The 22,155-nt window shown below is 50.8% G+C and carries 26 protein-coding genes; all 26 read left to right on the forward strand.

The annotated features are described in order from the left end of the window. The first annotated feature begins 36 nt into the window (after positions 1 to 36). A complete protein-coding gene (prfA, locus tag C508_RS0107125; RefSeq protein WP_018702856.1) occupies positions 37 to 1,104 on the forward strand; it encodes a peptide chain release factor 1 in 1,068 nt (355 codons plus the stop codon). 2 nt (positions 1,105 to 1,106) lie between these two features. After that, positions 1,107 to 1,976 (forward strand): peptide chain release factor N(5)-glutamine methyltransferase, encoded by an 870-nt coding sequence (gene prmC / locus C508_RS0107130; RefSeq protein WP_018702857.1) that lies wholly within the window; start codon positions 1,107 to 1,109, stop codon positions 1,974 to 1,976. A 6-nt stretch (positions 1,977 to 1,982) separates the two neighbouring features. Next, positions 1,983 to 3,068 (forward strand): L-threonylcarbamoyladenylate synthase, encoded by a 1,086-nt coding sequence (locus C508_RS18055; protein ID WP_018702858.1) that lies wholly within the window; start codon positions 1,983 to 1,985, stop codon positions 3,066 to 3,068. Next, entirely contained in the window at positions 3,056 to 3,544 is a 489-nt protein-coding gene (locus C508_RS0107140; RefSeq protein ID WP_018702859.1) for a low molecular weight protein arginine phosphatase, read from the forward strand. The genes C508_RS18055 and C508_RS0107140 overlap by 13 nt, the downstream gene beginning before the upstream one ends. 25 nt (positions 3,545 to 3,569) lie before the next feature. Continuing rightward, on the forward strand, positions 3,570 to 4,007 hold the full coding sequence (gene rpiB, locus C508_RS0107145; protein WP_018702860.1) for a ribose 5-phosphate isomerase B: 438 nt from the start codon (positions 3,570 to 3,572) through the stop codon (positions 4,005 to 4,007). 57 nt (positions 4,008 to 4,064) lie between these two features. Beyond that, positions 4,065 to 4,628: a TIGR01440 family protein gene (locus C508_RS0107150; protein WP_018702861.1), complete on the forward strand. Its 564-nt coding sequence runs from the start codon at positions 4,065 to 4,067 to the stop codon at positions 4,626 to 4,628. Between the two features lie 14 nt (positions 4,629 to 4,642). After that, the gene (gene glyA, locus C508_RS0107155; protein WP_018702862.1) at positions 4,643 to 5,881 is read left to right on the forward strand and encodes a serine hydroxymethyltransferase; all 1,239 of its coding nucleotides are present in this window, start codon (positions 4,643 to 4,645) and stop codon (positions 5,879 to 5,881) included. A 15-nt stretch (positions 5,882 to 5,896) separates the two neighbouring features. Then, positions 5,897 to 6,523, forward strand: a complete 627-nt coding sequence (upp, locus tag C508_RS0107160) for a uracil phosphoribosyltransferase (protein WP_018702863.1) — start codon at positions 5,897 to 5,899, stop codon at positions 6,521 to 6,523. Positions 6,524 to 6,711: 188 nt separating this feature from the next. Continuing rightward, positions 6,712 to 7,179: a deoxycytidylate deaminase gene (locus C508_RS0107165; protein ID WP_018702864.1), complete on the forward strand. Its 468-nt coding sequence runs from the start codon at positions 6,712 to 6,714 to the stop codon at positions 7,177 to 7,179. A gap of 63 nt (positions 7,180 to 7,242) precedes the next feature. Beyond that, positions 7,243 to 8,139, forward strand: coding sequence for a sensor domain-containing diguanylate cyclase (locus C508_RS0107170; protein ID WP_018702865.1), 897 nt, complete (start codon positions 7,243 to 7,245; stop codon positions 8,137 to 8,139). Positions 8,140 to 8,149: 10 nt separating this feature from the next. Then, entirely contained in the window at positions 8,150 to 8,779 is a 630-nt protein-coding gene (locus tag C508_RS0107175; RefSeq protein WP_018702866.1) for a MazG nucleotide pyrophosphohydrolase domain-containing protein, read from the forward strand. Between the two features lie 79 nt (positions 8,780 to 8,858). Further along, entirely contained in the window at positions 8,859 to 9,893 is a 1,035-nt protein-coding gene (locus C508_RS0107180; protein ID WP_018702867.1) for a glycosyltransferase family 4 protein, read from the forward strand. A 117-nt stretch (positions 9,894 to 10,010) separates the two neighbouring features. Further along, positions 10,011 to 11,183: a non-hydrolyzing UDP-N-acetylglucosamine 2-epimerase gene (wecB, locus tag C508_RS0107185; RefSeq protein WP_018702868.1), complete on the forward strand. Its 1,173-nt coding sequence runs from the start codon at positions 10,011 to 10,013 to the stop codon at positions 11,181 to 11,183. Between the two features lie 190 nt (positions 11,184 to 11,373). After that, positions 11,374 to 11,586, forward strand: a complete 213-nt coding sequence (locus C508_RS0107190) for an AtpZ/AtpI family protein (protein WP_018702869.1) — start codon at positions 11,374 to 11,376, stop codon at positions 11,584 to 11,586. Between the two features lie 3 nt (positions 11,587 to 11,589). Further along, the gene (locus C508_RS18060; RefSeq protein ID WP_018702870.1) at positions 11,590 to 11,961 is read left to right on the forward strand and encodes an ATP synthase subunit I; all 372 of its coding nucleotides are present in this window, start codon (positions 11,590 to 11,592) and stop codon (positions 11,959 to 11,961) included. Between the two features lie 88 nt (positions 11,962 to 12,049). Further along, entirely contained in the window at positions 12,050 to 12,727 is a 678-nt protein-coding gene (gene atpB, locus C508_RS0107200) for a F0F1 ATP synthase subunit A (protein WP_018702871.1), read from the forward strand. Between the two features lie 41 nt (positions 12,728 to 12,768). Then, positions 12,769 to 13,020 (forward strand): F0F1 ATP synthase subunit C, encoded by a 252-nt coding sequence (gene atpE / locus C508_RS0107205; protein ID WP_018702872.1) that lies wholly within the window; start codon positions 12,769 to 12,771, stop codon positions 13,018 to 13,020. 72 nt (positions 13,021 to 13,092) lie between these two features. After that, complete coding sequence (gene atpF, locus C508_RS0107210; protein ID WP_245257878.1) at positions 13,093 to 13,605, forward strand: F0F1 ATP synthase subunit B; 513 nt, start codon at positions 13,093 to 13,095, stop codon at positions 13,603 to 13,605. Next, positions 13,599 to 14,168: a F0F1 ATP synthase subunit delta gene (locus C508_RS0107215; protein ID WP_018702874.1), complete on the forward strand. Its 570-nt coding sequence runs from the start codon at positions 13,599 to 13,601 to the stop codon at positions 14,166 to 14,168. The genes atpF and C508_RS0107215 overlap by 7 nt, the downstream gene beginning before the upstream one ends. Beyond that, complete coding sequence (atpA, locus tag C508_RS0107220) at positions 14,165 to 15,682, forward strand: F0F1 ATP synthase subunit alpha (RefSeq protein ID WP_018702875.1); 1,518 nt, start codon at positions 14,165 to 14,167, stop codon at positions 15,680 to 15,682. Before C508_RS0107215 ends, atpA begins: the two co-directional genes overlap by 4 nt. Positions 15,683 to 15,689: 7 nt before the next feature. Beyond that, the gene (gene atpG, locus C508_RS0107225; protein ID WP_018702876.1) at positions 15,690 to 16,544 is read left to right on the forward strand and encodes an ATP synthase F1 subunit gamma; all 855 of its coding nucleotides are present in this window, start codon (positions 15,690 to 15,692) and stop codon (positions 16,542 to 16,544) included. A 20-nt stretch (positions 16,545 to 16,564) separates the two neighbouring features. Continuing rightward, positions 16,565 to 17,983, forward strand: a complete 1,419-nt coding sequence (gene atpD / locus C508_RS0107230) for a F0F1 ATP synthase subunit beta (protein ID WP_018702877.1) — start codon at positions 16,565 to 16,567, stop codon at positions 17,981 to 17,983. Between the two features lie 4 nt (positions 17,984 to 17,987). After that, positions 17,988 to 18,395, forward strand: a complete 408-nt coding sequence (locus C508_RS0107235) for a F0F1 ATP synthase subunit epsilon (RefSeq protein ID WP_018702878.1) — start codon at positions 17,988 to 17,990, stop codon at positions 18,393 to 18,395. A gap of 291 nt (positions 18,396 to 18,686) precedes the next feature. Beyond that, positions 18,687 to 19,946 carry a UDP-N-acetylglucosamine 1-carboxyvinyltransferase gene (murA, locus tag C508_RS0107240; protein ID WP_018702879.1) on the forward strand — a complete coding sequence of 420 codons (1,260 nt, stop codon included), beginning with the start codon at positions 18,687 to 18,689 and terminating at the stop codon, positions 19,944 to 19,946. Positions 19,947 to 20,200: 254 nt separating this feature from the next. Next, positions 20,201 to 21,241, forward strand: coding sequence for a rod shape-determining protein (gene mreB, locus C508_RS0107245; protein ID WP_018702880.1), 1,041 nt, complete (start codon positions 20,201 to 20,203; stop codon positions 21,239 to 21,241). Positions 21,242 to 21,354: 113 nt separating this feature from the next. Continuing rightward, positions 21,355 to 22,137 carry a flagellar basal-body rod protein FlgF gene (gene flgF, locus C508_RS0107250; protein WP_018702881.1) on the forward strand — a complete coding sequence of 261 codons (783 nt, stop codon included), beginning with the start codon at positions 21,355 to 21,357 and terminating at the stop codon, positions 22,135 to 22,137. Positions 22,138 to 22,155 lie beyond the last annotated feature (18 nt).

Here is a 22,155-nt window from a genome sequence, read left to right on the forward strand (position 1 = left end):
TAAGAGTTAAGGAATAGAAGGAGCGAATGCAGGTTCATGCTGGAAAAATTGCAGGCAATTGAAGATAAATATCAGGAATTGGAAGCCATGATCAGCGATCCTAATGTGATGGCGGACATGCAGCGGTGGCAGCAGCACACTCGGGCCCATGCCCGACTGACTCCCTTGATTACGGCGTTTCGTACGTATAAGGAGACGTTGCAGGCGGTGACGGAAGCCCGGGAAATTTTGGCGGAAGAAAGCGATGCGGAAATGCGGGAGCTGGCCAAGGCTGAACTGGAGGAACACCAGGATAAGCTGCCGGAGATGGAGCAGGAACTCCGCGTACTGATGCTGCCCAAGGATCCCAATGACGAAAAGAGCGTTATTGTGGAAATTCGCGGCGGCGCTGGCGGGGATGAGGCAGCGCTCTTTGCGGGCGATCTGTTTCGCATGTATACACGCTATGCTGAAGGCCGGGGCTGGCGCACAGAGGTCTTGGACGGCAATCCCTCGGACTTGGGCGGCTACAAGGAAATCGTTTTTGTCATTGACGGCGACGGCGCTTACAGCCGCCTGAAGTTCGAGAGCGGCGTGCATCGGGTGCAGCGTGTGCCTGTGACCGAGTCTGGCGGTCGTATTCATACTTCAACTGTGACGGTGGCGGTTTTGCCGGAAGCGGAAGACGTAGATATCGATGTGAATCAAAACGATTTGAAAATTGACACCTATTGCGCCAGCGGCGCCGGCGGTCAGCACGTTAATAAGACGGAGTCGGCCATTCGAATTACCCATTTGCCTACGGGCGTAGTGGTTACCTGTCAGGACGAAAAGTCTCAGCTTAAAAATAAAGAAAAAGCGATGCGGGTGCTGCGCGCGAAACTGCTGGAACAGGCACAAGCAGAGCAGCATGCGGCGGTGGCGGCGGACCGGAAAAGCCAAGTTGGCACAGGTGACCGCAGCGAGCGCATTCGAACGTATAATTTCCCCCAAGGGCGCGTGACCGATCATCGCATCGGCCTGACGCTGCATAAGCTGGATTTTGTGCTCAACGGCGAGTTGGAAGAATTGATTGAGGCTCTCATTGCAACGGAGCAGAGCGAGAAATTGAAACAAATGGAGTGAGAATGGACGTGGACAAAGATCGCTGGACTATCGGCCGCGTTCTGTCCTGGACCAAGCAGTACTTTGCGGACAAAGGCGTCGAACAGGCGCGTTTGGATGCGGAAGTACTGCTTTCCCATGTCCTCGGCATGGACCGGTTACACTTATATGTGCGTTTTGATCAGCCTTTGCTGCCAGAGGAACTGGCTACTTTTAGGGCTATGGTGCTGCGCAGGGCGGCAAGAGAGCCTGTAGCGTACATTTTAGGTTGTAAGGAATTCATGGGCTTGGAATTTTTTGTTTCCCCTGATGTATTGGTGCCGCGACCGGATACGGAACTATTGGTAGAAGCTTGTGAGACTAGGCTGCAGGAAACGCAAGAAGCGAGCATTTTGGAGATTGGGCCTGGGAGCGGCGCAGTGGTGATCAGCTTATTGAAGCGACAACCTCAGTGGCAGGCTGCAGCGGTGGAGTTGTCGCCGCGAGCCGCGCAAATGGTGCGGAAAAATGCCAAGCGCCATGAAGTGGAAACAAGGCTGCAACTTTATGAGGGAGATCTATTCGCCCCTGTGGCAGGGCGGCAATTTGACGCGGTTGTTTCCAATCCGCCGTATATTCCCGAAGCGGACTTGGAGGGTTTGCAGCCGGAAGTGCATTGCGAGCCCCGAATGGCGTTGGCTGGCGGGATTGATGGGCTGGATTTTTATCGAAGGCTGGTGCAAGAAGGCGGCGACTATGTGCGCCCCGACGGCTGGCTGCTTCTGGAAGTCGGTATTGGACAAGCTAAAGAGGTAGCGCAACTGGGAGCGCGGTCCGGGTGGCTGGTCGAGGCTATTTTGTCTGATTACGCCGGTATCGAGAGGGTTGTGGCTTTGCGCAAGCAAGGGAGTTGAGCAGATATGGATAGCTTAAAAAAAGAAACAGTATGGTGGCGTGTGGATGCCGAAAAACCAGACGTGGAAATTATTAAGTCAGCTGCGAAACTGCTTCGAGAGGGAAAACTAGTGGCGTTTCCTACAGAGACTGTATATGGCTTAGGCGCTAACGGTTTGGATGCGGAGGCTTCCGCTTCGATTTACCAGGCAAAAGGGAGACCCTCGGATAATCCTTTGATTTTGCATATTGCCGATTTCGAAGCTTGGGAGCCATTAGTGCAGCAGATTCCGCCAGTAGCTAAAACACTAGCGGAGCGTTTTTGGCCGGGGCCGTTGACAATGATTTTACCGCGGAGCTTCCGCGTTCCTGATGTGGTTACAGGCGGCTTGGAAACAGTGGCAGTGCGTATGCCGGCTGCCGCTGTAACGCGCGAATTGATCCGCCAGGCGGGCGTGCCTGTGGCAGGTCCGAGCGCTAATACCTCCGGCAAGCCTAGTCCGACCACAGCGGAGGCTGTCTGGGAGGACTTACATGGTCGTATTGATGCCATTTTAGACTGCGGCCCCTGCGCGGTAGGATTGGAGTCTACGGTAGTGGATCTTAGCGGTGAGGCGCCGATGCTCCTGCGCCCGGGCGGTTTGACGGTGGAAGCGCTGCGCGAGGTCATTCCCAATCTGCAATTGGACCCGTCCTTGGCTGGAGCTAAGGTTGCGATTCCCAAGGCGCCGGGTATGAAGTATCGCCATTACGCGCCGAAAGCGGCTGTGGAGGTATGGGAAGGTCCGGAAGATCTGGTTGCTCAGGCCTTTTTGGAGGCTTGGAAGCAGGATATCGCTGGGGAAACTGGCTTTTTGGTAACGGAGGAGTTGGCGGAACGATTGCCGCCTTCGTCTAGAGTGATCATCTATGGGCAGCGCAGGCGGCCTCAGAGTTTGGCGGCAGGTTTATTTGCCGCGTTGCGGCGCTTTGACTCGTTGCCAGTTCGCAGCATTTTGGCGGAAGGCGTAGAGGAAGCTGGTTTAGGACAAGCCGTGATGAATCGGCTGCGCAAGGCCGCCGGTCAGCGCGTGCGCCGTTTTGCAAAAGGAGAGCAGAAATGCGAGTCTTGATGGTTTGTACGGGAAATACTTGTCGCAGCCCCATGGCGGCGGCGCTGTTGCAAGAAAAGATACGCCAAGCCGGAGCCGAAGGTTTAGTTACCGTGGCATCCGCCGGCTTAATGGCGGCGGCGGGAGAGCCTATGTCAGCGCCGGCGCAAGCTGTGTTGAGGCAAAAAGGCTTGTCTGGTCAAGAACATCAAGCGACGCTTTTGACTAGGCCGGAGCTCGCGTCTTATGATTTGATTTTAACCATGACCATGCAGCATAAGCGATTGTTGCTTGCTGCGCCGGAAGCAAAGCGGGAGCGTATTTATACGTTGCGCGAGTATGCGGGAGAAACTGGCGATATTAGCGATCCGTACGGCGGCGATGAAAGAGTATATGCTGCTTGCGCTTTGGAATTAGAACGGCTTTTAAACAAGGTGTGGGAGAAAATAAATTTTTTGGCAGGAAAAAAGCAAGTATTGGCGAAGAAAAACGAATGATTATTGGCAGAAGGAGGGAATGAATTTGAAAATTGCGATCGGCAGCGATCATGGCGGATTTCGGCTTAAAGAGGAGATTAAGGATTACCTGCGTCAGCAGGGGGTAGAGCATACGGATTTTGGGACGTATTCCACCGCCTCTGTGGATTATCCGGATATTGCCCAGACCGTGGGTGAAAAGGTGGCGGCCGGAGAATTTGAACGCGGTATTTTAATTTGCGGTACTGGGATTGGCATCTCCATTGCAGCTAATAAAGTTCCCGGCGTCCGTGCGGCTTTATGCGGCGATGTATTTTCCGCGCGCATGTCGCGGGAGCACAATGACGCAAACATCCTGGCTCTTGGCGAGCGGGTGCTCGGTTCCGGCTTGGCTCTGATGATCGTTCAGACCTGGCTGGAAACGGAATTTGCCGGCGGGCGTCATGCGCGGCGGGTGGAAAAAATCGGCGCTCTGGAGAAATAGTAGTTAGCGTTGTTTCAAAGCTTATAGGCAGGCGAGGATGTACAGGAGGCGGAGCATATGGAGGCGGCCATAGAGGAGCAGGCTGCAGCGGCGTTGCAGGAACTGATTGTCCAAGGAGAAGTGCGGCAAGGCTCACTGATTGTGATTGGCTGCAGTACCAGTGAGGTAATTGGCCGCACTATTGGGACTGCTGGTTCACAGCCGGCGGCGCAGGCACTACTGGCAGGGCTGCGCCGAGTAGCTGCAAGGGAAAAAATAGCGTTGGCAATTCAGTGCTGCGAACATTTGAATCGAGCTTTAGTGGTGGAACGGAAAATGTTGCAACAACTGGGTTTAACGGAGGTTTCCGTCTTTCCGGTACCCACAGCTGGCGGCGCTTTAGCGGCGCAGGCTATGCTTCAATTTGCAGAACCGGCTGTGGTGGAGGAACTCCAGGCGGATGCCGGATTGGATATCGGCAATACCTTGATTGGCATGCATTTAAAACGTGTAGCCGTACCCTTGCGGTTGCAGAACAACCGTATTGGCGAAGCAAATGTAGTGGCTGCCCGGACGCGGCCCAAACTGATTGGCGGCTGCCGGGCTGTATATAGCCGTCCTGTAGACGGAATGGACAAATAAAGGAGGCAAAAATCATGAACTATTTGCAGACAGTAGATCCGGAAATCGCCGCAGCCATTGCGCTAGAAAAAGGACGGCAGCAGAACAAACTGGAACTGATTGCTTCGGAAAACTTTGTTTCTCCGGCAGTGATGGAAGCCCAAGGATCCGTGCTGACTAACAAATATGCTGAAGGCTATCCGGGCAAGCGTTATTACGGGGGCTGTGAGCATGTAGATGTGGTGGAGCAGTTGGCGATTGACCGAGCTAAAGAGCTCTTTGGCGCTGAGTTTGCCAATGTGCAGCCGCATTCAGGGGCGCAGGCCAATACGGCTGTTTATTTCGCGCTGCTTAAGCATGGCGATACTATTTTGGGTATGAATTTGTCTCATGGCGGCCATTTAACCCATGGCAGCCCGGTGAATTTGTCGGGCGTGTATTTCAATGTAGTTCCGTATGGTGTTGATGCCGAGAACCATCGCATTGATTATAATGAACTGGAGAAGCTGGCAAAAGAGCATCGCCCTAAGATGGTTGTCGCTGGCGCCAGCGCATATCCTCGAATTATCGACTTTGAACGGATGGCGGCCATTGCTCACAGCGTAGATGCGCTGCTCATGGTGGACATGGCTCATATTGCCGGCTTGGTGGCGGCGGGTGAACATCCGTCTCCGGTGGGGCATGCCGATATTGTGACGACGACGACCCATAAAACACTGCGGGGACCGCGCGGCGGCCTAATTCTCTGCAGCGCCGCTATGGGGCCTGTCATTAACAAAGCCATTTTCCCTGGCATTCAGGGCGGCCCGCTGATGCATGTCATTGCGGCTAAAGCGGTGGCTTTCAAAGAAGCGATGAGCGACGAATTCAAGACGTATCAGAAGCAAATTGTAAAAAATGCTAAAGCGTTGGCGGCGGAACTGATGGCCCAAGGCTTTACCTTGGTATCTGGCGGCACGGACAACCATCTGATGCTGGTGGATGTGCGCGCGCAGAACCTGACTGGCAAGGTAGCGGAGCAGCTGTTGGACGATGTGGGAGTAACGGTGAATAAAAACACCATTCCTTTTGATCCGGCCAGTCCTTTTGTAACCAGCGGCGTACGGATCGGCACGCCAGCGTTGACCAGCCGCGGCCTGCTGGAAGCCGACTTCCGTGAAGTTGGCGCAATTATTGCGTTAGCCCTGCAAAATCCTGACTCCGAAGAGAGCAAGGACGAAGCGCGGCGGCGCGTTGCGGCGCTTTGCGCCAAATATCCTTTATATGCAGAGTAATAAGGAGGACCATTCATGCAAGTAAAAGTTATTGATCATCCCTTGATTCAGCACAAACTGACCCATATTCGCGACGTGACGACTGGAACTAAGGAATTCCGTGAGTTACTCGATGAAATTGCGATGCTAATGACCTATGAGCTGACACGCAATTTGAATCTGGAAGAAGTGGAAATACAGACGCCGGTGGCGAAATGCAAAGCCAAAGTGCTCGCAGGCAAAAAGATGGGGGTTATTCCGATTTTGCGTGCTGGCTTGGGCATGGTAAACGGCGTACTCAAAATCATTCCCGCCGCTCGCGTGGGCCATGTAGGCCTGTATCGCGACCCGCAGACGCTGCAGCCGGTGGAATACTACTGCAAGCTGCCTACGGATGTGCAGGACCGGGATATGATCGTGATTGATCCGATGCTGGCTACGGGCGGTTCGTGCGTGGCGGCAATTGATTTGGTGAAAAAACATGGCGCTCGTAACATCAAGCTCATGTGCTTGGTAGCTGCTCCAGAAGGCGTACAAGCTGTGAATGATGCGCATCCGGATGTGGAAATTTACGCCGCTTCCGTAGATGAATGCCTGAATGATCATGGCTATATTATTCCTGGTCTCGGCGATGCCGGGGATCGCATTTTCGGAACCAAATAAAATGACGGCTGCTTCTTATAGGAATACCTATAGGAGGCAGCTTTTTTCTGTTCCCCCTATTACGCTGGATTCCGTTCTCTATTCTTCTTCGTTTGAAAAGATGAGCGTAAAGTTGGCAGGAAAGAGCCGATGGTTTGGAGAATGTAAGGATGCTATAAGAGAATTGGAAAATAGGGGAAATACATAGTATGAAGCAATTACAAAGACCCAATTGGGATGAATATTTTTTAGAGATGGCTCAAGTGGCGGCTAAGCGGTCTACTTGCCTGCGCCGACAGGTAGGCGCCGTTTTGGTGAAGGATCGGCGCTTGCTGGCTACTGGTTACAATGGAGCGCCGCAAAAATTAAAGCATTGCGGCGAGATTGGCTGTTTGCGAGAAGCGATGGGCATTCCGTCGGGCGAGCGCCACGAGCTTTGCCGCGGTTTGCATGCCGAACAGAATGCGATCATTCAAGCGGCAGTACATGGCGTGGCTATTGAAGGCGCCACGTTATATTGTACCCATCATCCATGTTCTGCTTGTACGAAGATGCTGATCAATGCAGGAGTTTTAAGGATTGTTTATTTGGATGGCTATCCGGACGAACTGTCGGCAGCTTTGCTGACGGAAGCGCGAGTGCCAACCGAACAGGCAGTGAAGCAGGAAGAAAAATAAAGTATAGATAGGCATGGCCGGGGGACAGAAGAATCGGCCTGAATTTTCAAAGGAGGTGCAGGCATGTTTCTTTCCGCAACGTCATTACAACAATTATTGGCTTCCATGGGCGACGGGGTTTGCATGTTAGATATGGAAGGAATCTTAATTCACTGGAACAGCAGCGCGGAAATTTTGAGCGGCTATCAAGGTAATGAATTGTTGGGGCGGCCATGTCCGGGCCCGTTATTGCAGGGACTTTTGGGTATGGAACGCACGGTGGAATTATCGCGTTTAGCCGGGTTGTTGTTGCAGCGAAAAGAGAGCCGTGTGGTGCAAGGAACGCTGCCTCATAAAAAAGGACACTTGCTGGCAGTGGAAACAACCGCTTTTCCCCTTTACGATCCCTTGGGCTTGCAATTGGGGGCGTGTTTGTTATTTCGCCAGAAAAATCAAGGTTACAATAAGGAACAAGTAGTGCAATTAGCCAAAATGGCGTACTTTGACAGCGTGAGCAGCACCTTTAGCCGACCTTACGGGGAAATGAAACTCGGGGCGGCTTTGGCGGAGATGCAACAAACCAATGTGCCTGCAGGCATGCTGTTAGTGCAACTTCATAATCTAAAGGAAGTAAACGATTCATATGGACACATCGCAGGCGATCATCTTTTGCAGGTAGTAGGAAAAACGGTTTCGTCTTTACTGGAAGGAACCGATATTGTGGTTCGCTGGCAAAGCGCTACGTTCTTTATTCTTTGCTATAACGGCAAGAAGAGCCTGCTTCTGCTTTTGGCCGAACGGATCCGTACCTTGTTGGCTCAAATTCAGCCAACTTTTAATGGTCAAGAACTTCCGTTAGAAGTAATTGTTTGCGGGGCGGTGGCGGATGTGAACGACACAATAGAATCGTTGGTGGGGAAGGCGGAGCGAGCGTTGCTGCAAACAGACACCAATCGAGTGTTGGTGGCCGATGCCAAATAAGGAGGCGGCTATGGTAACTACAATTGCCTTGCCGAAGCTGGATGGGCTGCAGCCAACTCCGCATTCCACATTGCTGAAGCTGGTGGAGGAAGCTGGCGAACTTTCGCGGGCTATTTTGCAGTTAGGACAAAATCCGGATGACCCATCTTTGCTGACGGAAGTGGTAGGAGAACTGCTGGATGTAGCTCAAACCTGCGTGACTATGATTTTTGTGATGGAAGAATTGCAAGGCGTGTATATTGATTCGCTGATTGACGCTCATTTAGAAAAATTGGATGCGAAAGGCTATGCCTTTGATCATACCTTGAGCTATGCGATTTTTACAAAAGGACGTTTTAAGTACATGGCGTTGCCGCAGTTGGAGCTTCCGGAAGTGGATCTTTTGCGAACGGTTTGCAAGATTCAAGAAGAACTGGGAGAATTGACGCAATTCCTTGGTAAGCGCCAAGGGGCGTCAGGAGAAAACGCGGATCTGTCTGGAGTGGAAGCGGCGCGCGGCTGCGCCTTAGAACTTTTAGATGTGGCGCAATGCTGCTTTACCATGATGTATCTTTTAGCTGCGCGCTATCAAGTGGACCTAAAACAAGCTGTGGATCAGCATGTGCGCAAGCTTTGCCGCAAAGGCTATTGTCGCATGTAGAAGCTATTTGACAAGGTGCAGTGGCTGGGCTACAATAGAAAAAGATTGTGCAAGTGTAAGAAAAAGAGGTGCATATATTATGCCGACATATATGTTGGCTTTTGTGGTCGCTTTGTTTGTTACCTATCTCTTGACGCCTCAGGTAATGAAGCTGGCAGTGAAGGCGGGCGCTATGGATGCGCCGGATGCTCGTAAGGTGCACACAAGTCCGATTCCGCGGATGGGCGGCTTGGCCATTTTTGCGGGATTCGTATTTGCCGTGTTGGCTAGCATGCATGTGAGTCGTGAGATTTTAGGCTTATTAGTTGGCGGCACGGTGATCGTGATGGTTGGTATTGTCGATGACATGAAACCGCTTTCCGCTAGGGTTAAACTGATAGGGCAAATAGCGGCGGCTTTGGTTATGGTCGGCTTTAATGTGCGCATTGATTGGCTTAGTAATCCATTTGGCGAGGAAATGCTGTATTTGGAGATGTTTTCGGTTCCTTTTACGGTATTGTTTACCGTCAGCATGATCAATGTTGTGAATCTGATTGATGGCTTAGACGGACTGGCCGCTGGGGTTTCCAGTATTGCAGCGGTGACCATTCTGCTGGTGGCTTTGCAACAGAACATTTGGGTTGTTGCAATTTTAACAGCGGCTTTGGCGGGCAGCTCTCTTGGTTTTTTACATTATAATTTTAATCCGGCTCGGATTTTTATGGGCGATACAGGCAGTATGTTTTTGGGCTTCATGCTGGCGGGAATTTCTGTTCTGGGAACGGTAAAAAGCGCTGCTACGATTGCCTTGATTGTGCCGGTTGTGGCAATGGGTTTGCCTATATTGGATACTGCTTTTGCAATTATTCGTCGTTATACTAATGGCCAACCGATTTTTAAGCCGGACAAAGGACATTTGCATCATCGTCTTCTGGCGTTGGGGCTTAGCCAGCGGCAGGCGGTGCTACTGATGTATGCCATTAGCGGTTGCTTAGGCGTGAGCGCGATAGTCTTGACAGAAGTTAGTTATGTATTGGGTGTTGCAATTGTAGTTTCCTTGCTCGGAATCGCCTGCTACGGGGCTCGTCGCCTAGGGGTGCTTTCTTCGGGAGAGTCGTCGCACAGTCATTCCTAAAAATTGCATGGTTTTATTATTGTGACGGGCTTTCGAGCCCGTCTTCGTTTGTCGGATTGCGGCGGTAGGCGCGAAAAGCGTTGGTGCCGTCTAAACTGAGGTATAAGGAGCTGGACTATGTCACGCATCAAGGTAATGACCGTATTCGGCACGAGGCCGGAAGCCATAAAAATGGCGCCAGTAGTGTTGGAATTGCAAAAGCATTCGGAGCACATTGAGCCGGTGGTAGCGGTTACCGCTCAGCATCGGGAGATGCTGGATCAAGTTCTTGATTTATTTGCGATTAAGCCGGATTATGATTTGGATATTATGGCGCAAGGACAAACGCTTTTTGATATTACCGGGCGGGCATTACAGGGCTTAAATACAGTGCTGGCGGAAGCGAAGCCGGATTTGGTGCTTGTACATGGCGATACGACAACTACCTTTGTGGGGGCGTTGGCGTCGTTTTATCATCAAATTGCAGTCGGTCATGTGGAAGCGGGCCTGCGGACGCGCAATAAATATTCGCCGTATCCGGAGGAAATGAACCGCAAGCTGACCGGTTCGTTGGCGGATATGCATTTTGCTCCTACGAAAACGTCTGCAGCAAACTTGCAGGAAGAAGCAGTAGCAAAAGACGATATTTTTATTACCGGCAATACGGTCATTGACGCCTTGCTGAACACGGTGCAAGACGATTATGTCTTTGAGGATGAGCTGTTGTCTCAAATCGACTATCAACGTCGACGGATTGTGTTGCTGACGACGCATCGCCGAGAAAATTTGGGAGAGCCTATGCGGCATGTATATCAGGCGTTACGGCAGATTGTAGAAGAATTTCCGGATGTAGAAGTAGTATTTCCGGTGCATCGCAATCCTAAAGTGCGCGAAGTAGTAAGCCAAGAGCTAGGCGGAATTGCAAGAGTGCATTTAATTGATCCTTTGGAATACCAGCCTTTTGCTAATTTAATGGCTCGCTCCTACTTGGTGCTGACCGATTCCGGCGGTATTCAGGAAGAGGCTCCGTCCTTAGGCAAGCCTGTATTGGTACTGCGGGATACAACGGAACGTCCGGAGGCTGTGGAAGCGGGGACGGTCAAACTCATTGGTACGGAAAAAGATCGGGTGTACAGCGAGACGCATAGTTTGCTAGCGGATACGGAAGAATACCGGCGCATGGCGACGGCCTGTAATCCTTACGGAGACGGGTTTGCGGCGAAGCGGATTGTACAGACCATTCTTTGGAGACATGGGTGTTTCGCTCAGATGCCGACTATGTTTGGTCAAGACGGAAAAAACTGCAAATAGCGCCTTGGTAAGCTGTGAAAAATGGTTAAACCGTTTTTCACAGCTTTTTTATTCGTTTTTCTTAATTTTATTATTTTTGAAGTAATTTAGGCATTTAGCATAGCTAATTGTCATAAGAATACAAGGTAAACAGCAGGAGATCTTGGGGCTTTGGAGAATTACTTTACTTATGCGGTAGGAGGGATTCTGCATGGCCGGGAAACAAGAATGGTGGCAATTTTTGTCCTATGCGAGTTCGCTGGGGCTGCAAATGGCGGCTTGCGTAGTCGTTGGCGTCTTTAGCGGCAGGTTATGGGACGATTGGATGGAAACAGCGCCTTGGGGGACTGTTTTCGGTATTGTTCTTGGCTTTTTGGCGGGTATGTGGTCTATTTACCGTAAGATTGTCAACAGACAGGAGTGAGGCATGGAGACGGTTTTTTCCATTCGACGCACCTTGACCGGTATGTTTGTCTGGGGAACGTGCTTTACGGCGCTGACTTGGGTTGCTGGCGAGGAAGATTGGGCCAGAGGATTTTTGCTGGGCTGGCTGGGGAGTTTGGTATACTATCTGTTATTATGTCGCCGGGTGCAAAAAGCAGTGGATTTACCGGTGGCGCAGGCGGTGCGTTCCATGCGCGTAGGCTGGCTGGTTCGTTTGGCCTTCTTAGTGTTACTATTGCTGCTTTCGCTAAAAGTGCAGGGTGTTTCTTTTTGGGCTTCCGTTGTGGGGCTGTTTTCCTTGCAAGGAGTGCTGGTTCTTTTTTTTGTTTTCTTTGCAGTGAAACGAGGATCTTAGAGACCTATGCACAGGAGGAAGTGTTCGAAACCTATTGAGGTAGTCATAATGCTGCGCCGGAGTGGCGCAAAAGAAAGGAGGGAATACAATGGAACATGGCGGCGGCGCCCACGAGATTGGCGTGCATCAACTGGGAAGCTTCTTGGGAATGACCGTAAATATTGATACTCTGTATATGACTTGGCTGACCATGGGCCTAGTGTTGCTTTTAGCAGTTGCAGCGACACGAAGTTTGTCACTGGTGCCGCGGGGCTGGCAGAATCTGTTAGAATTGATAATCACAGCCTTGCTTGAGCAAATTGAAGCCAATATGGGCCCAAAAGGGAAAAAATTGGCTCCTTTGTTGATTTCACTTTTTCTTTTTATTTTGGTGTCAAACTGGCTGGGGCTGATTCCGGGCTTTACCTCGCCGACTAGTGATCTCAATACCACATTAGGCTTGGCATTGATGATTATTGTCCTAGTGCATGTCCTAGGAGTGATGAATCGAGGCCTCGGCTATTTTAAGCATTTCTTCGAACCGTATATTCCTTTTGTGATTATCAACGTTATCGAGGAATTGGCGAAGCCGATTACGCTTTCTTTCCGTCTATTCGGGAATATTCTTGCCGGTGAAGTGTTAATCATCATCTTGGGTCTGCTGGCTCCGTATGTTGTGCCGACAGCGTGGTTAACTTTTAGCGTCTTTGTAGGCGCGGTTCAGGCATTTATTTTTACCATGTTGTCCATGTCATACCTAGCTAACTCGATCAGCAATGATCATTAAAAAACAAAATACGAATTGATTTTGAGAGGAGAGTTTTGAATATGGAACATGCAATTATGGTTGCGGGAGCTTTTATTGGTGCAGGTTTAGCGATTGGTCTGGGGGCGGTCGGCGCAGGTATTGGTGACGGTTCGGTTACGGCGAAAGCGGTAGAAGGTATTGCGCGTCAGCCGGAAGCTAAAAACACGATTTTGATTAACATGCTGATTTCGGTTGGCTTGATCGAGTCGATCCCGATCATTGCGGCAGTTATTGCTATTGTATTGCTGTACGCAAATCCCTTCTTGAAATAATCCCGGCCTGTTGTTAAAAACAAAACCGTTACATCCGTTTGGCGGTGTGCGGAGTCATTTTGCAGATAGGAGGTGCCGGGATTGATTGATTTGAACGCGACGCTGCTAATACAGATTTTCAACTTTCTTTTGTTAGTGGCTTTGTTGACGAAATTTGCTTATAAACCGCTTATGTCCATGTTGGCGGAACGGGAGCAGCGCATTGCAGGCAGCTTGGAAGCAGCTGAGCAAGAACGTCAGGAAGCAGCTAAGCTGAAAGAAGAATACTTGAAAGAGCTGGCTGCAGCTAGAAATCAGGCCCAGCAGATTGTAGAGAAAGCCAACCGTTTAGCTGAGCAAAACAAAGAAGAACTGCTGCGTGCGGCTAAGGAAGAGCATGCGCGTCTTTTGAAAGCGACCCAGGAAGAATTGGCTCGGGAGCGGGAAAAGGCGCTGCAAGATTTGCGCAGCGAAGTAGTTGCGTTGTCGGTGGCTGCGGCGGGTAAGATTCTTTCGCAGCAGTTGGATGAAGCAGCTCATGCCCAATTGGTAGACGATTTCATCGGAAAATTGGATCGTGAAAAAACAGGTGGTTTGCCATGCTGAATGCAAGGCTAGCGCAAAAATATGCGCAGGCGCTGTATGAATTGGCGCAGGAACAAAACTGCCTGACGGAAACGTTGCAAGAATTGGAAAGTGTGGCCACTAGCGTGCAGGCGCAAAAAGAGCTTTCCGTATTTCTTTTTCACCCGCGTGTAGACGGGGCAATCAAAAAAGAGACGTTACAACAGGTGTTCGGTGAAGTAAGCGAGCTAGTGCATAAGTTTATCTCTTTGTTGATTGACAAGCGGAGAGAATCTTTGTTGCCAGCTATTGCCGCTGAATTTCGCCTGTTGGCGCATGCGGCGCAGAATATGGTAGAAGCGGACGTTGTGACGGCGGTTCCGTTGCAGGAAAAGCAAAAAGAAGCCTTGGCTGCGCGTTTGGGCCAATTGACGGGTAAAACGGTGCTGCTTCGTCAGCGCCAAGATGCATCACTGATTGGCGGTTTGATGGTATATATTGGCGGCAAACGCATTGACGGCAGCGTCAAAGGGCAATTGGAACGTCTGAAGCGCAACCTGGCCATTCAGGACGCGATGAAGAGTGGGGTGAGCGAACGGTTATGAAAATGAGACCCGAAGAAATAACATCAATAATTAAACAACAAATTGAAAAGTATCAAGTGGACCTTAATGTGGATGACGTCGGCAGCGTTATTGAAGTTGGCGACGGTATCGCCCGTATTCATGGCCTCAATCAGGCTATGGCCGGGGAATTGCTGGAATTTCCTCACGATGTGCAGGGAATGGTACTTAACCTAGAAGAAGACAATGTGGGCGCCGTACTGCTGGGCGGTGAAGGTTCCATCAAGGAAGGCGACACCGTACGTCGTACAGGCCGAATCATGGAAGTGCCTGTTGGCGAATGCATGCTGGGACGCGTTGTGAACGCTCTGGGCCATGCCATTGACGGTAAAGGAGAGATTCAGGCAACTGAGTTTCGTCCTGTAGAACGTCGGGCCCCTGGGATTGCAGACAGACAGTCTGTAAAAGAGCCGCTGCAAACCGGCATTAAGGCGATTGACGCCATGGTGCCCATTGGCCGCGGACAGCGCGAGCTGATCATCGGCGACCGCGGTACTGGAAAAACAGCTATTGCTGTTGACACCATTCTGAACCAAAAAGGCCAGGGCGTTATTTGTATTTATGTGGCCATTGGACAAAAAGCTTCTACCGTGGCTCGCGTAGTGCGTACATTAGAAGAAAATGGCGCTATGGAGTATACCATTGTTGTTGCGGCTTCCGCTTCGGATAGTGCGCCGCTGCAATATTTGGCCCCGTACTCCGGTGTAGCCATGGGTGAATACTTCATGGAAAAAGGCGGCCATGTGCTTTGCGTGTATGACGATTTGTCAAAACAAGCGCAGGCGTATCGTGCTATGTCCTTGCTGCTGCGGCGTCCGCCAGGTCGTGAAGCGTACCCTGGCGACGTTTTTTACTTGCATTCTCGCCTTTTGGAGCGGGCTGCAAAGGTTTCGGACGAATTGGGAGGCGGTTCTATTACGGCTCTGCCGATTATCGAAACGCTGGCCGGAGATTTGTCCGCCTATATTCCGACAAACGTTATCTCCATTACGGACGGTCAGATTTTCTTGGAGAGCGAGTTGTTTTATTCTGGTGTGCGTCCTGCCATTAACCCGGGCCTTTCTGTGTCGCGCGTAGGCGGTTCGGCACAGATCAAGGCGATGAAGCAGGTAGCCGGCCGGTTGCGCTTGGAGCTGGCTCAGTATCGTGAACTGGCGGCGTTTGCTCAGTTCGGCTCGGACTTGGATAAAGCGACCAAGGCGGTTCTGGACCGAGGGCAGCGAACCATGGAAGTGCTAAAACAGCCTCAATATCGGCCAGTGCCGGTAGAAGAACAGGTTATGGCTATCTACGTCGTTATCAACGGCTATGTAGATGATGTGGCGGTTGAACATGTGACTGCCTTTGAAGAAGACTTCCTCAAGTTTATGCGTACGAACTATGCGGAAGTAGGGAAAGCCATCGTCGAAAAGAAAATGCTGGACAAGGATACCGAGGCGGCATTGCAGAAAGCCATCAAGGATTTCAAGGACACGTTTGATCCCGGGGCGAGGTGAGTAGGGTATGGCTAGTGCACAAGATATTCGGCGCAGAATAAAAAGCGTACGGAGTATTGAACAAATCACCAAAGCCATGAAGATGGTGGCGGCCGCGCGGTTGCGCAAAGCCCAGGAACGGGCGTACGCCAGTCAGCCCTTTACGGAAAAGATTCAAGAAGTGCTTGCAACGGTAGCGAACAGCCGGCTGGACGTGACGCATCCGCTACTGGCTAAACGGGAAATTAAAAAAACGGCCTATCTTATTCTTAGCGCCGATAAAGGTTTGGCTGGCGCTTATTCGTCAAATTTGATGAAAGAAGCGCTGGCGGCTATGGAAGGCAAGGCCAAAGAAGAAATTTCCATAATAGCCGTAGGCCGCAAGGCTAAAGAATACTTTTCTCGCAGAAACTACCAGATTGAACGGGAATATCTCGGCTTTTCCGAGCGTCCCACGTATGAGCATGCGGCTCGTATTGCAGCTGAGGTTTCGGCAGATTTTACCGCCGAACTTTATGATGAAGTGTATTTAGTGTATACGTATTTTCATTCGCCGATCAATCAACAACCGACGCATTTGAAGCTGCTGCCGGCGCAGGCGCCAGCGGCAACGGAAGAGACGACGCGGGATTTTATTTTTGAGCCTTCGGCGGAATCCGTACTGACGGTACTGTTACCTCGTTATCTGGAAACGGTTATTTACGGCGGCCTGATGCAGGCTGCCGCCAGTGAACTGGGATCCAGAATGACGGCGATGGGATCGGCGACCGATAATGCGGAAGAACTGATTCATAAGCTTGTGCTTAACTATAACAAGGTGCGTCAGGCTACGATTACCCGCGAGATCAGTGAAATTGTGGGCGGGGCGGAAGCTCTGAAATAGCACAATGTAAAAGGAGGGGAATGGACCCCGTGAATACAGGAAATGTTATTCAAGTCATTGGCCCGGTGGTAGATATTGAATTTCCGCCGGGACAGTTGCCAAGCATTTTTAACGCCATTCATATTGACGGCAAAAGCGGCGACGTTACCATTCATTTGACCGTAGAAGTCATGCAGCATTTAGGGGATAATCTGGTTCGTTGTGTTGCTATGTCGTCTACAGACGGTCTCACAAGAGGCATGCAGGCTACTGATACGGGTAGCCCTATCAGCGTACCTGTAGGCGAGGGTACCTTGGGCCGCGTATTCAACGTATTAGGCGAAACTGTAGACAATAATCCGGAAGCTGTCAAGGCGGCGGATCATTGGCCTATTCATCGGCCGGCCCCTAAATTTGAAGAACAGGAAACCTCTACGCAGATTTTGGAAACCGGGATTAAGGTAGTCGACCTGATCGCTCCTTATTCTCGCGGCGGCAAAATCGGCTTGTTCGGCGGCGCTGGCGTAGGCAAGACCGTGTTGATCATGGAATTGATTCGTAATATCGCAACCGAGCACGGCGGTTATTCCGTTTTTGCCGGCGTGGGCGAGCGGACGCGTGAAGGCAACGACCTTTGGATGGAAATGCGCGAGTCTGGGGTTATTGAAAAAACGGCGCTGGTTTACGGTCAGATGAACGAGCCGCCGGGAGCGCGTATGCGCGTCGGTTTGACCGGCTTGACCATGGCGGAGTATTTCCGCGACGTGGGCGGCCAGAATGTGCTGCTTTTTGTTGATAATATCTTCCGCTTTATCCAGGCAGGTTCGGAAGTATCGGCCCTTTTGGGCCGCATGCCGTCAGCTGTTGGTTACCAGCCTACGCTGGCGAATGATGTTGGCGCCTTGCAGGAGCGGATTACCTCGACGAAAAAAGGTTCGATTACCTCGGTCCAAGCGGTATATGTACCTGCGGATGATTTGACCGATCCGGCGCCGGCGGCGACCTTTGCTCATTTGGATGCGACTACTGTATTGTCGCGGCAAATTTCCGAGCTGGGCATCTATCCGGCGGTCGATCCTTTGGATTCGACCTCGCGGATTGTGGACCCTAACATTATTGGCGAAGAGCATTATCAAGTAGCGCGGGGCGTGCAGGAGATTCTGCAGCGCTATAAAGAGCTCCAAGATATTATTGCGATTTTGGGTATGGAAGAATTGTCGGAAGATGACAAAACCATCGTTTCCAGAGCCCGGAAGATTCAGCGTTTCCTCAGTCAGCCTTTCTTTGTGGCGGAAACCTTCACAGGTACTCCTGGGAAATATGTTCCGCTCAAGGAAACCATTCGCGGCTTCAAAGAGATCCTCAGCGGCAAGCACGACGAACTGCCGGAAGGAGCTTTCTACATGGTAGGCACCATTGAAGAAGTGGTGGAAAAAGCCAAGAAAATGAAAGGGGAGTAACTCCATGGCGAAAACCATCCGCCTGGAAGTGGTCAGCCCCGAACGTCTGGTCTTCCAGGAAGACGTGCAAATGGTCATTGCCAGAACGACTGGCGGCGACATTGGTGTGCTTCCCGGCCATGCCCCGCTTTTGGCGGGCTTGGAAATCTGGCCTGTGCGTATCATGCGTGAAAGCGGGGAGTTTTCCCTTGCTGTTTGCGGCGGTATTATTGAGGTGCTGCCGGAACGCATTACGCTGTTGGCCCAGTGTGCCGAGCTTCCGGAAGAAATTGATTTGGCACGGGCGGAGGCGGCTAAAGAACGGGCTGTCTGCCGGATCCGGGAAACAGGAGCAGACATTGATCATGTACGTGCTGAACTGGCTTTGAAACGGGCCATTATGCGTATTCGCGTAGCCCAGCACAAATTATAACTCACACTTTTATACGTATTAAAAAGAGACTGCGGTTTAATTGGCCGCAGTCTCTTTATGCTTGTGTAACGGTTCTTTCTTGGTTGCAACCTATATCTCGGAACCCTATGATGTATCCTCGGTTTCTCCGCCTTTTGGCCTTATCTTCATTTGAAAACCAATTTTTTTCTGACAGATGCGCTGAGCCTCTTGCGAAGGAGGAAAGGAGGATGATAAACTATAGGATAGTCAGAAATAGATCGCACTACCATGAAAAGAAAGAATGCGCAGGCATTCCGGCTGGAGGAAAAAATGGAGAAACTGGTCATTCGCGGTGGTAATCCCTTGCGAGGTACTGTAAAGGTAAGCGGAGCAAAAAATGCAGTCCTGCCTTTGATTGCAGCTACTCTTTTGGGACAAACACCGAGTGTTATTGAAGAAGTGCCGAACCTAGAGGATGTGCGGACGTTTGCTTTGGTGTTGGAACGGTTGGGCGTTCCTGCGCATCGTGATGCGGAAGGACGGCTGGCAGTAGACAGCACAATCATAGGAAATCATGATGCGCCGTATGAGTTGGTGCGCAAAATGCGGGCGTCTTTTTTAATTATGGGACCCCTTTTAGCTCGTTTGGGAAAATCTCGCATTTCGCTGCCTGGCGGCTGCGCCATTGGCACGCGGCCGATTGATTTGCATTTAAAGGGTTTTGAAGCTCTTGGGGCGCAAGTGGAAATTGGACACGGGTATGTAGAAGCCACGGCTCCCCATGGTTTGAAAGGCGCTAGAATTTATTTGGATTTTCCCAGCGTAGGCGCGACGGAAAACATTCTAATGGCTGCTTGTATGGCAGAGGGGCAGACTATTTTAGAGAATCCGGCTCATGAGCCGGAAATTATCGACTTGGCCAACTACTTGAACATGATGGGGGCTAAGATTCGAGGCGCCGGAACGAATGTGATTAAAATCGAAGGCGTTCCGGCATTGAAGGGCTGTACCTATACGGTAATTCCGGATCGTATTGAAGCGGGAACCTATATGGTGGCGGCTGCTATGACCGGCGGCGACGTGTATGTAGAAGGCGCGTTAACGGAGCATTTGAAACCAGTGGTAGCGAAACTGAAAGAAGCCGGTGTTGGCATTGAAGAAGACGTGAATGGCATTCGCGTCTTTAGTACTGGCCGCGTAAAGGCTGTAGACGTTAAAACGCTGCCCTACCCTGGCTTTCCGACAGATATGCAGGCGCAGTTTATGGCTTTAATGACAGTGGCGGAAGGTACTGGCGTAATTACGGAGACTGTATTTGAAAACCGCTTTATGCATGTAGATGAGCTGAAGCGCATGGGCGCTAATATTAAAATCGAAGGGCGAAGCGCCATTGTCGAAGGGACCCCCTGTTTGACTGGCTGCCCGGTTAAGGCGACTGATTTGCGTGCTGGTGCGGCTTTAGTGCTGGCTGGCTTAGTGGCGGATGGACAGACGGAAGTCGGCTATTTGCACCACATTGACCGCGGCTACGAAGATTTGGTAGGCAAGCTGCGCAGCTTGGGAGCGCAAATTGATCGTGTTCCTTCGTGAGTTGAAAGCTTAAAAACAGAGTAACCGAGTGACCAGAGGGGAGTAGAGTCGGAAAGTTTCTAGAACCCCCTGATCACTTTGTTACTCTTGTTCCGTCATTGGGTCTTTTTCAGTGCCGGGATGGAACGCATCTGTTAATGGTCCTCGTTACCTAGGAGTCTTTTCTCTTGTTTTTCTTACAAGAAAAGCAGGATTTTTTCAAATTTTGTGGAACAAATTTATTTTAGTGTGTGCCTATTGAAAGGAGTATATCTATGTTTTTTGGAATGTCTACCGATATCGGTGTTGATTTGGGAACGGCCAATGTGCTGGTATATGTAAAAGGAAAAGGAATTGTACTGCGGGAGCCATCCGTAGTCGCTATTGATAAGGACAGTAATCGGGTTTTGGCGATTGGTGAAGAGGCGCGCCGCATGCTGGGACGTACGCCCGGGAATATTGTTGCCATCCGTCCCTTGCGGGAAGGCGTTATTGCCGACTATGACACGACGGAGAGCATGCTGCGTCATTTTATTCGTAAAGTGGCAGGGAAGAGCCTTTTCTTTAAACCTCGCATCATGGTCTGCATTCCGTCAGGCGTGACAACTGTGGAAAAGCGTGCTGTTTTAGAAGCCGCTATGCAGGCGGGGGCGCGAAAGACCTACCTTATTGAAGAACCTTTAGCGGCCGCTCTTGGCGCAGGACTCGATATCGCCGAACCTTGCGGAGCTATGGTGGTGGATATTGGCGGCGGTACTACTGATGTTGCCGTTTTGAGCTTGGGCGGGATTGTCGTAAGCGAGTCTTTGCGTATTGGCGGAGACCGTTTTGACGAATCGTTGGTGAGTTTTGTGAAAAAAGAATACAAAATTATGATCGGCGAGCGCACGGCCGAAGAAATGAAAGTGCAGATTGGCACGGCATTTCCGAATAGCCGCAATGAGACCATGGAAGTCCGCGGCCGGGATTTGTTATCTGGTTTGCCGAAAACCGTTCGGATTACTTCGGAAGAAACGAGAGAGGCGCTGGCGGAACCGGTGTCGCTGATTGTGCAGTGCGTTAAATCGGTGCTGGAGAATACGCCTCCCGAATTGGCGTCGGATATTATGGATCGTGGGATTGTCATGACTGGCGGCGGTTCGCTGTTGCACGGCTTGGATCGTTTAATCCAGGAAGAAACCGGCATTCCTACTTATTTGGCGGAAGATCCGCTGTCCTGCGTGGCTTTGGGGACGGGGAAAGCATTAGAGTCTTTGGAAAGCTTAGAAGAAAGTCTGCTGACGTTAAATAAAAACAGCGTTTTGCAGGAACGATGAGCTAAGTTGGGACTAATGGTCTGCCGAAGAAGCCACTATTCTCCCTGATGAAAAGAAAAAGTTTTCACGATATATATGAAGACGTAAAGTTTCATGATTAAAGGAGAGACGGTATGATTCGAGGGATCTATGCAGCAGCATCCGGCATGATTGCGGAAGGTCTGCGTACCGATGTTACAGCGAATAACCTGGCCAATGTCAGTACGATGGGATTTAAGAAAGAGATTGCCGTCAATAAAGACTTTGAAAAAATGCTATTGTGGCGCATTAACGATGGCATGGAGACGCCACAAATCGGTTCGGTCGGCGCTGGGGCGGCAGTCGATCAGATTGTGACCGACCATAGCCAAGGAGCGACGCGTAGTACGCAAGGCTCGTTGGATGTAGCCATTGAGGGGGACGGCTTTTTCGTTGTGCAAACTCCCCAAGGACAGCGATATACCAGGGCGGGAGCTTTTGCAATTGGACCGAACAATCAACTGGTGACAATGCAAGGGTATGCAGTATTAGGAACAGACGGACAGCCAATCACTATCGAAGGCCCCGGCGGAGCTAGCCGTATTAATATTACCAGTGATGGCATAGTAGAGCTGAATCCTACGGAAGCTGGCGGTGTTCCTACAGAAGCAGGACGGTTGCAGGTGGTTTCTTTTGCTGATGCTAAGCGCTTGGCGAAAGAGGGACAAAACTTGTTTACCGCTCCAGGAGGAGATCGCCCGCAGCCCATGGCAACGCCAGCGCTTCGGCAGGGATATTTGGAAATGTCTAATGTTAATGCGGTGCAGGAAATGGTGAATTTGATTACAGCGTACCGCGCTTATGAAATTGATTCCAAAGCAGTGCAATCAGAGGACTCATTGCTGGATAAAGCGGTCAATGAAATTGGCCGGGCGTAAAGAAGGGGGTAAACGCGT

Origin of the sequence: Anaeromusa acidaminophila DSM 3853 (genome assembly GCF_000374545.1) — a bacterium.
GTDB lineage: Bacteria > Bacillota > Negativicutes > Anaeromusales > Anaeromusaceae > Anaeromusa > Anaeromusa acidaminophila.